Annotated in this window: 12 protein-coding genes, 2 pseudogenes and 1 riboswitch; of the genes and pseudogenes, 10 read left to right on the top strand and 4 right to left on the bottom strand. The window is 71.0% G+C overall.

What is annotated here, in order from left to right:
- The first annotated feature begins 3 nt into the window (after positions 1-3).
- From rsfS to JAV51_RS09205, 6 genes and pseudogenes are all read left to right on the top strand, one after another.
- Positions 4-411: a ribosome silencing factor gene (gene rsfS, locus JAV51_RS09230; RefSeq protein ID WP_197320260.1), complete on the top strand. Its 408-nt coding sequence runs from the start codon at positions 4-6 to the stop codon at positions 409-411.
- Complete coding sequence (locus tag JAV51_RS09225; RefSeq protein ID WP_197320259.1) at positions 408-1019, top strand: histidine phosphatase family protein; 612 nt, start codon at positions 408-410, stop codon at positions 1017-1019. The genes rsfS and JAV51_RS09225 overlap by 4 nt, the downstream gene beginning before the upstream one ends.
- Positions 1016-1789, top strand: a complete 774-nt coding sequence (octT, locus tag JAV51_RS09220) for a diglucosylglycerate octanoyltransferase (protein WP_197320258.1) — start codon at positions 1016-1018, stop codon at positions 1787-1789. Before JAV51_RS09225 ends, octT begins: the two co-directional genes overlap by 4 nt.
- A gap of 4 nt (positions 1790-1793) precedes the next feature.
- On the top strand, positions 1794-2648 hold the full coding sequence (locus tag JAV51_RS09215) for a DegV family protein (RefSeq protein WP_197320257.1): 855 nt from the start codon (positions 1794-1796) through the stop codon (positions 2646-2648).
- A gap of 110 nt (positions 2649-2758) precedes the next feature.
- Positions 2759-3637 (top strand): ComEA family DNA-binding protein, encoded by an 879-nt coding sequence (locus JAV51_RS09210; protein ID WP_307845801.1) that lies wholly within the window; start codon positions 2759-2761, stop codon positions 3635-3637.
- A 6-nt stretch (positions 3638-3643) separates the two neighbouring features.
- A pseudogene (locus JAV51_RS09205) lies at positions 3644-5797 on the top strand (ComEC/Rec2 family competence protein); the annotation flags it as partial.
- 294 nt (positions 5798-6091) lie between these two features.
- Here the strand turns inward: JAV51_RS09205 and thrC are convergent.
- Positions 6092-7354, bottom strand: a complete 1263-nt coding sequence (thrC, locus tag JAV51_RS09200) for a threonine synthase (RefSeq protein WP_197320480.1) — start codon at positions 7352-7354, stop codon at positions 6092-6094.
- Between the two features lie 11 nt (positions 7355-7365).
- A riboswitch (SAM riboswitch) is annotated at positions 7366-7499 on the bottom strand.
- A 112-nt stretch (positions 7500-7611) separates the two neighbouring features.
- On the opposite strand from thrC, the gene holA reads away from it, so the two are divergent.
- On the top strand, positions 7612-8592 hold the full coding sequence (holA, locus tag JAV51_RS09195; protein WP_197320256.1) for a DNA polymerase III subunit delta: 981 nt from the start codon (positions 7612-7614) through the stop codon (positions 8590-8592).
- Between the two features lie 484 nt (positions 8593-9076).
- On the opposite strand, the gene rpsT is transcribed toward holA, so the two are convergent.
- Complete coding sequence (gene rpsT / locus JAV51_RS09190; RefSeq protein WP_197320255.1) at positions 9077-9337, bottom strand: 30S ribosomal protein S20; 261 nt, start codon at positions 9335-9337, stop codon at positions 9077-9079.
- A 170-nt stretch (positions 9338-9507) separates the two neighbouring features.
- Here rpsT and JAV51_RS09185 point away from each other — a divergent pair, with 170 nt between their 5' ends.
- A complete protein-coding gene (locus JAV51_RS09185) occupies positions 9508-9888 on the top strand; it encodes a VOC family protein (RefSeq protein ID WP_197320254.1) in 381 nt (126 codons plus the stop codon).
- A gap of 30 nt (positions 9889-9918) precedes the next feature.
- Here the strand turns inward: JAV51_RS09185 and JAV51_RS09180 are convergent, their stop codons facing one another.
- On the bottom strand, positions 9919-10515 hold the full coding sequence (locus JAV51_RS09180) for a class I SAM-dependent methyltransferase (RefSeq protein ID WP_197320253.1): 597 nt from the start codon (positions 10513-10515) through the stop codon (positions 9919-9921).
- Positions 10516-10629: 114 nt separating this feature from the next.
- On the opposite strand from JAV51_RS09180, the gene lepA reads away from it, so the two are divergent.
- Complete coding sequence (lepA, locus tag JAV51_RS09175) at positions 10630-12501, top strand: translation elongation factor 4 (protein WP_197320252.1); 1872 nt, start codon at positions 10630-10632, stop codon at positions 12499-12501.
- 93 nt (positions 12502-12594) lie between these two features.
- The gene (locus JAV51_RS09170; RefSeq protein WP_197320251.1) at positions 12595-13647 is read left to right on the top strand and encodes a nitronate monooxygenase; all 1053 of its coding nucleotides are present in this window, start codon (positions 12595-12597) and stop codon (positions 13645-13647) included.
- Positions 13648-13665: 18 nt separating this feature from the next.
- On the opposite strand, the pseudogene JAV51_RS09165 reads toward JAV51_RS09170, so the two are convergent.
- A pseudogene (locus JAV51_RS09165) lies at positions 13666-14145 on the bottom strand (N-acetyltransferase family protein); the annotation flags it as partial.
- Positions 14146-14159: the final 14 nt, after the last annotated feature.

The raw sequence follows: 14159 nt of genomic DNA, 5'->3' as shown, positions 1-14159 counted from the left end.
ACCGTGGTAGCGACGGTTGAAGCTCGAGACCTCGCGACCGCGGCCGCGCGCGCGGCGGCGGACAAGAAGGCCAGTGACGTGGTGCTGCTCGACGTCTCGGAGCAGCTCGTGATCACCGACGTCTTCGTGATCGCGTCTGCGCCCAACGAGCGGCAGATCGGCGCCATCGTCGACAACATCGAGGAGAAGCTGCGGATCGCCGGGCACAAGCCGGTGCGCAGGGAGGGTGAGCGCGAGGGGCGCTGGGTTCTCCTCGACTACGTCGACGTCGTCGTGCACGTCCAGCACACCGAGGAACGCGAGTTCTACGGCCTCGAGCGGCTGTGGAAGGACTGCCCGCGTATCGAGGTCGACGGGTTGGACGAGCCGAGCGACGACGCGGACGGCGACCAGGGAGCGAACGCGTCGTGACGTTGCGCAGGCTCGTGCTGTGGAGGCACGGCGAGACCGACTACAACGCCGTCGGGCGTATGCAGGGGCAGCTCGACTCGGCGTTGACCGAGGTCGGGTGGAACCAGGCCAAGTTCGCCGCGCCCGCGCTGGCGCGGTTCGAGCCGGATCTCGTCATCGCCTCCGACCTGCGCAGGGCCACCGACACGGCCACCGTCCTCACCGAAGCGTTCGCGTTGCCGTTGCGGCTCGACAAGCGCCTCAGGGAGACCCACCTCGGCGAGTGGCAGGGCCTGACGGGTGCCGACGTCGACGAGCGGGCACCGGGCGAACGGAACCGGTGGCGACTCGACGCCACGTGGGCGCCGCCCGGCGGTGAGTCGCGGATCGAGGTCGCCGAGCGGGCACACGAGGTGGTCGCCGACCTGCTGCACGGCGACGACGACGTCGAGACCGTGCTCTTCGCTGCCCACGGCGGGCTGATCCTCGCGCTGACCGCGAGGCTGCTGAACCTGCCCGTGGCGTTGTGGCCGTCGTTGGGTGGCATCGGGAACTGCCACTGGGTGGTGTTGGAGCGCCAGGACGACTCCTGGAAGCTGCGTGCGTACAACGCGGGAATCGTGGGGTGACCGATCCTCGTTCGCCGCGGATTCTGGTGTTCGGTGACTCGCTGAGCTTCCACGGCCCCGAAGGGGGTCATCCGGCGGACGAGCCACGGTTGTGGCCGAACATCGCGGCGGCCGCCCTCGGCGGCAGCGCGGACCTGGTTGCCGGTGCCGGTTGGACGGCGCGCGACGCGTGGTGGGCCATGATCGGCGACCCGAGGGTGTGGGCGGAGCTGCACCGCGCCGACGTCGTCGTGCTCGCGGTGGGCAGCATGGACACCCTGCCGTCACCGTTGCCGACCTACCTGCGGACCGGGCTGCGCTACCTGCGGCCCGATCCGCTGCGCCGCGCCGCCCGACGCGCGTACCTCGCGGCGCAACCCTTCTTGTCGATCGCCCTGCGAGGGCGTCCCTCGGCGCTGCCGACCCGACTGACCGTGCGCTACCTCGACACGGCGGTGTCGGCGCTGCGCGTGCTGCGGCCCACGCTGCCCGTGGTCGGGTGGCTGCCCTCGGTGCACCGCGCGGCGTCGTACGGGCAGGTGCACACGACCCGAGCCCGGACGGCGGCGGCGATCGCCCGGTGGGCGGCGGAGGCCGACGTCCCCGTGCTGGACGTGCCCGCCCATGTGGGGGCCCACGTCCTCGGTGGTCACGGCAATCCCGACGGGATGCACTGGGGGTGGGAAGGTCACGAGGTCGTGGGCAGGGCGATGGCGTCGTTGCTGCGGCCCCTTCTCACCCGAGCGGGCAACGTCGGGTCGGACGCGGCCGACTGGGGCCACGTAGGCTGACCGCGTGCCGGTCGCGGTTGTCACGGATTCCACAGCTCACCTGCCCGAGGGCTTCGCCGAGAGGAACGGCATCGACATCGTCCCGTTGCACGTGCTCGTCGACGGGGCGTCCGCGCTCGACGGGGTCGAGTTCGGTCCGGCGGCGCTGGCCGAGGCTCTCGATCGGCGCAAGATCGTGACGACCTCGCGCCCGACGCCCGCGGCCTTCGCGGCGGCGTTCCGGGCCGCTCTGGAGCGTGGCGCCGACGCCGTCGTGTCGATCCACCTGTCGAAGAAACTCTCGGGAACATGGGAGGCCGCGCTGCTCGCGGCCCAGGAAGTCGGTCCGGAGCTGGTCCGGGTGGTCGACTCGCGGTCGATCGCCATGGGGTTGGGTTTCGCGGCGCTGGAGGCCTCCGAGGCAGCCCGACGCGGCGCGGACGTCGGCGAGGTCGAGGCCGTGGCCGTGGCGGCGGCCGAGGCCACGGAGACGTTCTTCGCGGTGGAGACCCTGGAGTACCTGCGTCGTGGCGGACGCATCGGGTCTGCGGCGGCGCTGCTCGGTACGGCGTTGTCGGTCAAGCCCGTGCTGCAGGTGCGGGACGGTGAGATCCAGGCGCTGGAGAAGGTGCGCACGATGCAGCGGGCGCTGAACCGGCTGGTGGATCTCGCCGCGGAGGTCGCCGGAGACGGGCAGGCCACGGTCGCCGTGCACCATCTGGCGTCGCCGGACCGCGCGGCGCAGCTCGCCACGCGGCTGGACGAGCGGTTGCCCGGATCGTCGGGCTGTGTGGTGTCGGAACTCGGTGCCGTGGTCGGTGCACACACGGGGCCGGGAGTCGTCGGCGTCGTCGTGCGGAAGGCGTTGACCACGGGCTGACGGGCGAGCGGCGCCGCTGGCGACACGAGTTGTCCACAGCGCCGGAGTTGTCCACAGGTGCGGGAGCCGTCTCTCGCGGACGGGCAGGTCGGGTCCGTAGCGTCGCTCGTGTGTTCGAAGCGACAGCAGACAAGCCTACTGACCATCACCGGTTCGTCCGGTCCCGCTCTCTCGTCGATGACAACGACCTGACAGAGGGCGACGAGGACGACCGTGAGCGCTCGCCGCGCGTCCGGCTGGCCCAGTTGGCCGCCGAGGCGCGTGGCCAGCCGTCGGAGCGATCGTCACCACGACATCGGTCGTCTTCCCGCCGGGTGGCGCGGCTGATCGAGCGGTGGAGTCCGGACCACGGGCACATGGCGACACCACCTCGGCGTCGCACGGCCGTGGCCGCGGCAGTCGTCGGGGTCCTGGGGGCCGGAGTCGTCACCGCCATGGCTCTCGCGGGTGGTCCGGAACCGGAACGCGCTCCGCCATTGCCCGAGGTGCGTCCCGTGTCGGTCGAGTCCGCCGACCCGACTCCCGCTTCCACAACCGCCACGCCCACGTCGCTGGTCGTCAGCGTCGTCGGCACGGTGGCGAAGCCGGGGCTGATCACCGTCGAGCCCGGAGCCAGGGTGGCTGATGCCATCGACCGGGCCGGTGGCGCGCGTCGTGCCGACGACCTGCACACGGTCAATCTGGCGCGGAAGCTGGCGGACGGCGAGCAGATCTACGTCGGCGTCACACCGCCTCCCGGTGTGCCCGGGTCGGCCGCGGGGAGCGACGGCACGCCACTGTCCACCTCGGACCAGACGAAGGTCGATCTGAACGCCGCCGATCACACGGTGCTCCAGACGCTGCCGGGCGTCGGCGAGGTGACGGCCTCACGCATCGTCGAGTGGCGGGAGCGCCACGGAGGATTCACCTCGGTGGAGCAGCTTCGAGAAATCGACGGCATCGGCGACAAGCGGTTCGCGCGTCTGCGTGAGCACGTCTCCGTGGGATGAGACGTCATGCTTCACGCCACACAGGGTGCGACGGAGACTGCTGCTGGGCGCCACGACTGGCGGTTGGTCCCGTCCGCCGCGACGGTGTGGGCGGGCTCGGCGCTGGGATTGCTGTGGGGGTGGTGGGCGAGTCTGCTCTGCGGGGTGGTCGGCGTCGTGGCCGCCACGGTGCTGTGGCGGTGGTGGGTCCCACGCGGTGGCGCCGGACGTCGCCGGTGGCGGCCTGCGGCGGGCGCTCTGCTGGTGGTGGGGGTGGCGACGGCCTGGCTCACGACGACGCGACTGCACACCGTCGAGCACGACCCACTGCGGGAGTGGGCGCGGAGCAGGAGCGAGGTGACGATGACGGTGGAGCTTGCGCAGCGGCCCAGGGCGGTGCGCAGCGACGGCTACGGCGAAAGTGCCGGTGGCGTGCGGTCGGTGCTCGTCCCCGCCGACGTCGTGGCCGCGCGGTCCGGCGACGAGCGGGTCGACTCGCAGGGACGAGTCCTGTTGATCGGTGCGGCGGAGCACCTGTCCGACGTCGTCGCCGGGCAGAGTGTCGCGGTGCGGGCAAGGCTCGCGGTCGCTCGCCCCCACGAGATGACCGTGGCGGTCGGCTACGTGCGAGGTCCTCCGGAACTGGTCGTGTCGGAGCCGTGGTGGCAGCGGTGGACCGAGTTGTTGCGGGCGGATTTCCGCACGGTCGCCGGGGCACTGGATGCGGACGCGGCGGGGCTGCTGCCCGGGCTCGTGGTGGGCGACACCAGCGAGCTTCCCAGCCGGGTCGAGCAGGAATTCCTCGACGCAGGCATGTCACACCTGACCGCGGTGTCCGGGTCCAATGTGGCCATCGTGTGTGGAGCGGTGCTGGTGTTGGCACGGGTGCTTCGGTGTGGTCCACAGGTCGCGGCCTTGCTCGCCGGGCTGGCCCTGCTCGGATTCGTCGCCGTCGTGGGGTACGAGCCGAGCGTGCTTCGCGCCGGGGTGATGGGTGCCGTGGGGCTGCTGGCGCTGGTGCTGGGGCGGCGTGGTTCGGCGCTGCCTGCACTGGCGGTGGCCGTCTGCGTACTCGGCATCGCCGATCCCGAGATGGCCGTCAGCATGGGCTTCGTGTTGTCGGTCGTGGCCACGGCCGGTTTGGTGCTGGTCGCGCCGCGGTGGTCACGGGCGCTGGCGGATCGAGGGTTGCCCAGGCTCGTCGCCGACGCGCTGGTGGTGCCGACCGTGGCGTTCCTCGTGACCGCGCCGGTGATCGCCGGGATGGCGGGCGAGGTCAGTCTGGTTTCGATCGTGGCGAACCTGCTGGCGAGTCCGGTGGTGGCGCCGATCACCGTGCTCGGGGCGGTGGCGGCGGCCCTTGCGCCGTGGTGGCCCGACGCCGCCGTGATCGTGGTGCACGTCGTCGGTCCCGGTGTCGAGTGGCTCGTGCTTGTCGCGCGGTCGGCTGCCGCCGTGCCAGGCGCGGTGACGAGTTGGCCGTCGGGATGGTGGGGTGCTGCGCTCGCCGCGCTCGTGGTGGTGCTGCTCGTCAGTGGTGTGCGGTATCGCCGGACCAGGTCCGTCGCCGGGCTGCTGATCGTTCTGGTGCTGGTACTCGCCGTGCCGGCCCGACTGCTCCGCCCCGGGTGGCCGCCCGAGGGCTGGGCGTTGGTCGCCTGCGACGTCGGGCAGGGGGACGCGGTCGTTCTCGCGACCGGGGAGGCGCGGCGGGCGGTCGTCGTGGACACCGGGCCCGATCCGTTGGCGCTCGATCGGTGCCTGGACCGGCTCGACGTCGACCGGGTGCCGCTGGTGGTGTTGAGCCACCTCCATGCCGACCATGTCGGGGGGTTGTCGGCGGTGTTCGAGGGGAGGGCAGTTGGGGCCGTGGCCGTGGGGACAGGACGCGAGCCGCGCTGGGCGTGGAAGGCCGTGGTGGAGACGGCGGCGGCACACGGAGTCCCCGTGGTCGAGCTGACAGCGGGCGACCGGTTGACGTGGACGGCGCTGGAACTGGACGTGGTGGCGCCCAAGGAATCAGAGATGTCGTCGGACGACGTGGAGCTCGTCGCCGGCGCGGGCGGTTCCGACGGCAGCGCCATCAACGACGCGTCGGTGGTGTTGCGCGCGACGACGTCGGCGGGGCGGGTCCTGCTGACGGGTGACGTGGAACTGCGGGCGCAGGCAGCGCTGCTGTCGGCGGAAGACGATCTTCGGGCGGAGATCCTGAAGGTGCCGCACCACGGAAGTCGATCCACGCTGCCGGAATTCCTCTCCGCCGTGGCACCGCGTGTCGCGCTCACCAGCGTGGGGTCCGACAACCCGTACGGCCATCCGAGCCCGCTGGTGCTGGGTGTGTTGCGTGACGCCGGGGCCGTCGTGGCGCGCACCGACACCGACGGCGACACGGCCGTGGTGGTCGACGCGGGGCACCCGGCGGTGGTGAGACGGGGCCCGGACCCCCGACGTCGCCGCCCGGGCCCGCCGTCGAGATCAGGCGTCGAGCGCCGACTGCACGGCCTCCACCGAGGGCTGCACGGTGGCCTTCGGGCCGATGCGGTCGCCGAGGGCGTCGAGCGTCTTGAGCCCATCGCCGGTGATCAGCAGCACGGTCTCGGCATCCGGGTCGAGCTGACCCGACTCGACGAGCTTCTTCGCCGTGGCGACGGTGACGCCGCCTGCGGTCTCGGTGAAGATGCCCTCGGTGCGGGCCAGCAACCGGATGCCCTCGACAACCTCGTCGTCGGTGACGTCCTCGATGGCTCCGCCGGTACGGCGCACGGTGTCGAGAACGTAGGGACCGTCGGCCGGGTTACCGATCGCGAGCGACCGGGCGATGGTGTCGGGCCGCACCGGCCGCACCACGTCGTGGCCCTCGCGGAACGCTGCCGACACCGGGGAACACCCGGCCGCCTGGGCGCCGAACACGCGGTACGGGCTCTCGTCGACCAGACCGAGCTGCCCGAGTTCCCGGAAGCCCTTGTCGACCTTGGTCAACTGGGAACCCGAGGCGATGGGGACGACGATCTGCTCGGGGAGACGCCACCCGAGCTGCTCGGCCACCTCGAAGGCGAGTGTCTTCGAACCCTCCGAGTAGTAGGGGCGGACGTTGACGTTCACGAACGCCCAGTTCTCGTGCTCGGCGGCCAGCTCCGTGGCCAGCCGGTTCACGTCGTCGTAGTTGCCGTCCACGGCGATCAGGTCGCCGTCGTAGACGGCGGTGGTGAGCACCTTCGCCCGCTCCAACGACGACGGAATCAGCACCACGGATCGCCACCCCGCCCTCGCCGCGGCGGCGGCGACGGCGTTGGCGAGGTTGCCGGTGGAGGGACAGGCCAGGGTGTCGAAGCCGAACTCGCGTGCCGCGGCCAGGGCGACGGCCACCACGCGGTCCTTGAACGAGTGAGTGGGATTGCCCGTGTCGTCCTTGATCCACAAGCGACGGACGCCGAGTGCCTTCGCCAGTCGATCGGCACGCACCAGCCGCGTGCAGCCCGGCTCGGTGTTGGGGATCTCCTCGACGTTCGACGGAACGGGGAGGAGCTTCTTGTAACGCCAGATGTTGCGCGGCCCTGACTCGATGTCCTCCCGCCGCACGCGCCCGAAGTCGTAGGCGACCTCAAGCGGGGAGAAGTCGTGCTGGGAGACGAACTCGGGTGCCAGAGGCTGGCGGTGGCCTTCCTCCTTCGACACCAGTTCGACGGCAGGGCCGAGCTCGACCGAACGACGGGAGGGTGTGGGCACAACAGCAGTCATCGCGAGGTCCTTCCTCATCTTTCCCGCTGACGCGGGACGGAATTGGCACCGCTGTCGTCAGCTACCTCGCGGGAAACGAGATGACAGGCTGACGCCGGTTGCCGGGGCTTCATCGGGCCGGTCCCTCTGCCCCTCTGGATGAGCTATTCACTTGTGAGCGCCCCGGAAGGCCGGGACGACGCCACGTAGCGTACGGCACGGACCCCGACGGACGCCATGCCCCGGAGGCGACCGGGCAGCCGTGGCAGGATCGAGACGTGAGTCGTCCAGCCACCACGCCGCCGCCGCTGCACCTGGTGCTCGGTGAGGAAGAACTGCTCGTCGAACGGGGTGTGCGCGAGGCGCTCGACACCGCCCGCCTGGCCGACCCGGGGGCCGATGCCACCCGGGTTCGCGTGAGTGACCTCACGCCCGCGCAGTTCGTCGAGCTGGTGAGTCCCTCCCTGTTCAGCGAGGGGCGGGTCGTCGTCCTCGACGCCGCACAGGACATCAGCCAGGAGAACGCCGACGCCGTGCTGTCCTACGTCGCCGACCCCGCCGACGGCATCGTGCTCGTCGTCGTGCACAGCGGAGGCGGGCGCAGCAAAGCAGCCAAGGCACTGCCCTCGGCACTCCGCAAGGCCGGTGCCGTCGTCACCGAGTGCGCGAAGATCACCAAGCCTGCCGAGCGGGAAGCGTTCGTCCGCAACGAAATCCGGCGCGCAGGTGGGCGGATCGACGCCGCCGGTGTGGTGGCGCTCGTCGACGCGGTGGGCACCGACCTGCGCGAACTGGCGTCGGCGGCGGCACAGCTCGTGGCCGACTCCGGAGGGTCCGTCGACGAGGAGGCCGTCCGCCGCTACCACCGGGGCCGAGCCGAGGTGACCGGGTTCCAGGTCGCGGAGAAGGCGGTCGCCGGCGACCGGGCGGCGGCACTGGAGTCGTTGCGCTGGGCGCAGCAGATCGGTGTCGCCCACGTGTTGTTGGCCGACGCGCTCGCCGATGCCGTGCGCACGATCGCCCGTGTCTCGGCGGCGGGTCGGGGCAACCCGAACCAGATGGCGGGCCAACTGGGGATGCCCCCGTGGAAGATCCGCAAGGCCCAAGGCCAGTCGAAGGGGTGGAGCGCCGCAGGTCTCGCGGCGGCCATGCGCGTGGCGGCGCGGGTGAACGCCGAGGTCAAGGGCGCTGCCGCCGACCCCGGTTACGCCGTGGAACGAGCGGTGCTCGACATCGTGGCCGCCCGGCGCCTGCGCTGACTGCGGCTGCCCACCGCGGGGCCCGAGCTGGGGCGACGTTCGGCTGGTCCGCGTGTCACCGGGTGAGGTCGCGTGCACACGACCTCACCGGGAACCGGCCGAGCCGAACGGCGTGAGGACCGGTCGCGGCGCACGTGTTACGCGAGGCGTGCCGACCAGGGGCGCGGCGCGAGCGGGTATGCCGACGGCGGCACGGTGATCACGGGCATGCCGAGCGAAGTCTCGGCGAGCAGGGTTGTGCCGAGCGGGACCACGGCGCGCAGCGGCGAGCGGGGTTTGTGCAGAGCGGGACGGCCGTGCCCGGAGCAGGTGGCGGTCTCGGTGGACGTCTCACGGGCCCGTGGGGCTGCCGGGGTCCGTGCCGTGACCGAACGGGACCGGGCGCGGTGGGCGTCGTCGACGCCACGTCGGGATACAAACCCCGGGCATACGAAAACCCCCGGGTGGAGACGTCCACACCGGGGGTTCGGGCTCGCGAGGCGAGTCAGAGCTTGTTGACGCGCAACGCCATCGCCGACTTCTTGTTGGCGGCCTGGTTCTTGTGGATGACGCCCTTGGTCACGGCCTTGTCGAGCTTGCGCGCGGCCTCGCGCTGCAGCTCCACGGCCTTGGCCTTGTCACCGGCGTCGGCGGCCTCGCGGAACTTGCGCACCGCGGTCTTCACGGCGGACTTGACCGCCTGGTTGCGCAGACGAGCCTTCTCGTTGGTCTTGATGCGCTTGATCTGGGACTTGATGTTGGCCACGAGGGCGCTCCTTCGTCTCTCGGCGTTCGCGTCGCCGCGCTGTGTCGGCCCCGGCCTTGACCGGGTTTCCTCCCCTGCGGAATGCCGCACGGCAACAGCTCAACAGCCTAGCAACGCGGTCGCGGTCGCGAACGGCGCACCCTGGTGGTCGACGTGAGACGGTGGAACACATGGATGTGTTGAGCAGCCGAATCCTGCTGAATCCGAAGGACCCGGCCGTCACCACGGCGTTCTACCGCGACGTCCTCGGGCTGGCGATCTATCGGGAGTTCCCCGGGGGCACGGTCTTCTTCCTCGGCGGCGGCTTCCTCGAAATCGTGGGGCGCAGCGACACGGTGCCCGCCGAGAACGTCTCGCTGTGGTTGCAGGTGCGTGACCTCGACGCCACCGTGAGCGAGCTGCGGGCCAAGGGAGTCGTGCTCGATCGGGAACCGCGTCGGGAGCCGTGGGGGCTCGACGAGGCGTGGTTGTCGGACCCGGACGGCACCCGGATCGTGCTCGTCGAGATCCCCGCGGACCACCCGCTGCGGGTCGACGTGCGCACGCCGTGACGGATCACGCGGCGACGGGCGGGACCGGCTTCAGTGCTGCCGCCAGGCCCGGAGCTGCACGGCACGTCCGGCGAACGGCGTCGGAGGTTGCCACACCCACGTCTGCACGTCGGTGAAGCCTGCCGCCTCCGTCTCCCTCGCCAGCGCGTGGCGGCCGACGGGCAGCCACTTCTCGTGCGCGGAGAGCACCATGCGCCCACCCGGCCGCAGCGCCCGGTGCAGTTCGCGCAACGCGCCCGCGCGGTCCTCCCAGAGGTGGAGGGTGTTCACCCCGAGGACGACGTCCACCGACTCGTCGTCGACACCGGTGTGTTCGGCCGTCGCGTGTCGCAGCACCACGGTTCCCGCCTCGACGGCGTCGGCGCAGCGCTGCGCGCACAGGTCGAGCATCTCCTGCGAGGGGTCGACACCGATCACGTGGCGGGCGCGTTCGGCCGCCGCCGCGAGTCCGACACCCGGGCCGGGTCCCACGACGAGCACGCACTCCTGCTCCGTCGGTTTGGCGACCTCGACGACGTGGTGTTCCGTGGCCGCGTTGCCCCGAGCCATCACCACGCCGCCGAGTCGGCCGAGCGGGCCGCGCGGATGTCCGAAGGCGCGGTCGAGTACCTGTCCGAGAGAGCTCATAGTCCGAGGTCAGCACGAAAACGTCGGACGCGCATCGGGGATCACCCCGGGATCGAGGCGAGGGATGGCATGGGAACATAGGGCTCACCAGCCACGAGTGACCCCGAGGTACGAGTGACACAGCCACGCCCGTCAGCCGACGCCACGTTCACGCCGCCGGAGTTCATCCGGAACTTCTGCATCATCGCCCACATCGACCACGGCAAGTCGACCCTGGCCGACCGGATGCTGCAGCTCACCGGTGTGGTCGAGGAGCGCACGATGCGGGCGCAGTACCTCGACCGCATGGACATCGAGCGGGAACGAGGCATCACGATCAAGGCGCAGAACGTGCGCCTGCCGTGGCGGTACGAGGGCCAGGACCACGTGCTGCACCTGATCGACACCCCCGGGCACGTCGACTTCACCTACGAGGTCTCCCGGGCGCTGGAGGCGTGCGAGGGTGCGATCCTGCTGGTGGACGCGGCGCAGGGCATCGAGGCGCAGACGCTCGCGAACCTCTACCTCGCGCTCGACAAGGACCTGCACATCATCCCGGTCCTGAACAAGATCGACCTTCCCGCGGCGGAGCCGGACAAGTACGCGGCCGAGCTCGCGGGCATCATCGGCTGCGATCCCGGCGACGTGCTGCGGGTGTCGGCCAAGACGGGCGAGGGTGTGCGCGAGCTGCTCGACCAGGTGGTGGCGCAGGTGCCCGCGCCGACGGGCGAGGCCGACGCTCCGCCTCGCGCGCTGATCTTCGACTCCGTGTACGACACGTACCGGGGTGTGGTCACCTACATCCGCGTCGTGGACGGCAAGATCACGCCGCGCGAGCGCATCAAGATGATGTCCACCGGTGCCACGCACGAGTTGCTGGAGGTCGGCATCATCTCGCCGGAGCCGAAGGCGTCGGCGGGGCTCGGTGTCGGCGAGGTCGGGTACCTGATCACCGGCGTGAAGGACGTCCGGCAGTCGAAGGTCGGCGACACGGTGACGTCGGAGCGCCGGGGTGCCGCCGAGCCGCTGGCGGGGTACCGGGAGCCGGTGCCGATGGTGTTCTCGGGCCTGTACCCGGTGGACGGCTCCGACTACCCGGATCTGCGTGAGGCGCTCGACAAGCTGCAGTTGAACGACGCCGCGTTGAGCTACGAGCCCGAGACGTCGGTGGCCCTGGGCTTCGGGTTCCGGTGCGGGTTCCTCGGCCTGCTGCACCTGGAGATCACGAGGGCGCGGCTGGAGCGGGAGTTCGGACTCGACCTGATCGCCACGGCGCCCAACGTCGTCTACCACGTGTTCATGGAGGACGGCACCGAACACGTCGTCACCAACCCGTCGGACTGGCCGTCCGGCGGCAAGATCGCGGAGGTTCGCGAGCCGGTCAGCAAGGTGACCGTGATCGCGCCTTCGGAGTTCATCGGCGCGATCATGGAGCTGTGCCAGAGCAAGCGCGGGCAACTGCTCGGCATGGACTACCTCTCGGAGGACCGTGTGGAGCTGCGGTACAACCTGCCGCTGGCCGAGATCATCTTCGACTTCTTCGACGCCCTGAAGTCGCGCACCCGCGGCTACGCCTCGCTCGACTACGAGGAGGCGGGCGACCAGGCGTCCGACCTCGTCAAGGTGGACATCCTGTTGCAGGGCGAGCCCGTGGACGCGTTCTCGGCCATCGTGCACAAGGACGCGGCCTACAGCTACGGCAACCGGATGGCCACGCGGCTGCGTGAGCTGATTCCCCGGCAGCAGTTCGAGGTGCCGATCCAGGCCGCCATCGGTTCGCGCATCATCGCCAGGGAGACGATCCGCGCCATCCGCAAGGACGTGCTCGCCAAGTGCTACGGCGGTGACATCTCGCGGAAGCGGAAGCTGCTGGAGAAGCAGAAGGAAGGCAAGAAGCGGATGAAGACCGTCGGCCGTGTCGAGGTGCCACAGGAGGCGTTCGTGGCGGCGCTGTCGACCGGTGACGGGGACAAGACCGACAAGGGCAAGGGCAAGGGCAAGAAGTAGGCCGCCGACTGGTCCACACCTGTCCGTCAGGACCGCTGTGCGAAACCGGTGGGCGCGTCACGCGGCGTTCGGCGCTCTTCGTACGCTGGTGCCATGTTCGACAGCCTGCGCGTGCCCGTGATCGCCGCGCCCATGGCCGGTGGCCCCTCCACGCCGGAACTCGTCGCCGCAGTGGGACGGGCGGGAGCTTTCGGATACCTGGCCGGTGGGTACCTCACCGCCGCGAGCCTGGCCGAGCAGATCGCCACCGTCCGACGCCTGTCGACGGCTGCGTTCGGGGTGAACCTCTTCGTCCCCGGTATCCGTTCCACAGTGGACCTGAGTGGGTACGTCGAGCGGGTGCGGCACGAAGCGCAGCGGTACGGCACGCAGGCCGGGGAACCGCGGTGGGACGACGACGGCTACTCGGCCAAACTCGACCTGCTCGTCGAGTCGCGCGTGCCCGTGGTGTCGTTCACCTTCGGTGTTCCCTCGGACTCCGACGTCGACCGGCTCCACGAGGTCGGCACCACGGTGGTCGTCACGGTGACCTCGCCCGAGGAGGCGCGTGAGGCGGCCGAGGTCGGTGCTGACGCGTTGTGCGTGCAGGGTTTCGAGGCGGGCGGGCACCGCAGCGTGTTCAGCGACCGGCCCGACGACCCGTGCGGCGGACCGCTGTTCGGACTGTTGGCGGCGCTGCGGTTGTGCTCGACGGTCACCGATCTGCCTCTGGTGGCCGCGGGCGGGATCGTCCGGGGCGCCGACCTGGCCGCCGTGCTCACGGCCGGGGCCGTGGCCGCGCAGTTGGGGACCGCGTTCCTGCGGGCCGACGAGGCGGGCACGAACGCCGTGCAGCGCAAGGCCCTCGACGAGGGCGGTCGGCTCACGGAGATCACCCGTGCGTTCAGCGGTCGTCCGGCGCGAGGATTGGTCAACCGATTCCTGCGGGAGCACTCCGACCACGCGCCGGCCGCCTACCCGCAGCTCCACCGACTGACCAGGCCGGTCCGGGCCGCCGCCGCCGAGGCCGGGGACCCCGAGGCCATGTCGCTGTGGGCGGGACAGACCTACTCGCTCGCCGACGGTGGTCCCGCCGAGAAGATCGTCGACACCCTCTGGGACGAGGCGCGCGAGGCTCTGCGGCGAGCGGCCCGCCGCGTCGAGTAGCGGGTCACTCATGCAGGCTGAGCGGCGTTCGAGGAGTGTGGTGTCGCGCCAGACCCCGTTCAGCCGGGCGATGCGTTCGCGGACACCCACCGTGCGGTATCCGGCGGCGTGGTGCAGCGCGATGCTCGCGTGATTGTCGGTGAAGGTCGACGCCTGCAGGGTCCACAGCCCGGCGTCGTCGGCGGCGGTGACGAGTCGCCGCAGCAGCGCCTTGCCGATGCCTCGGCCGTGGTGTCCTGCAGCGACGTAGACGGAGGTCTCGGCGACTCCGGAGTAGCAGGCGCGGGTGGAGAAGGGGTGCGCGGCGGCCCAGCCGACGACCGCGCCGTCGAGTTCGGCGACCCAGCGGTGAGCCGGGAGCCAGGCGGCATCGAGCGTGGCGTGGTCGGGCACGGTGGTCTCGAAGGTGGCGAGTCCGGTGGCGATGCCCTCGCGGTAGATGGCCAGGACGGCAGGCCAGTCGTCGGGTCGCAGAGCACGAACGGTCACGTGGGCGGGCGGACCGGACAGGG

This window comes from Saccharomonospora sp. NB11 (genome assembly GCF_015910535.1).
In the GTDB taxonomy this organism is placed as follows: Bacteria; Actinomycetota; Actinomycetes; order Mycobacteriales; family Pseudonocardiaceae; genus Saccharomonospora.
The sequence above is the reverse complement of the archived record's forward strand: the minus strand, read 5'-3'. Positions and strand labels throughout refer to the sequence as shown.

Excerpts from the sequence above, each read along its gene's own strand:
- thrC (WP_197320480.1), bottom strand. The coding sequence starts at position 7,354 with ATGACTGCTGTTGTGCCCACACCCTCCCGTCGTTCGGTCGAGCTCGGC.
- JAV51_RS09185 (WP_197320254.1), top strand. The coding sequence starts at position 9,508 with ATGGATGTGTTGAGCAGCCGAATCCTGCTGAATCCGAAGGACCCGGCC.
- JAV51_RS09180 (WP_197320253.1), bottom strand. The coding sequence starts at position 10,515 with ATGAGCTCTCTCGGACAGGTACTCGACCGCGCCTTCGGACATCCGCGC.
- JAV51_RS09170 (WP_197320251.1), top strand. The coding sequence starts at position 12,595 with ATGTTCGACAGCCTGCGCGTGCCCGTGATCGCCGCGCCCATGGCCGGT.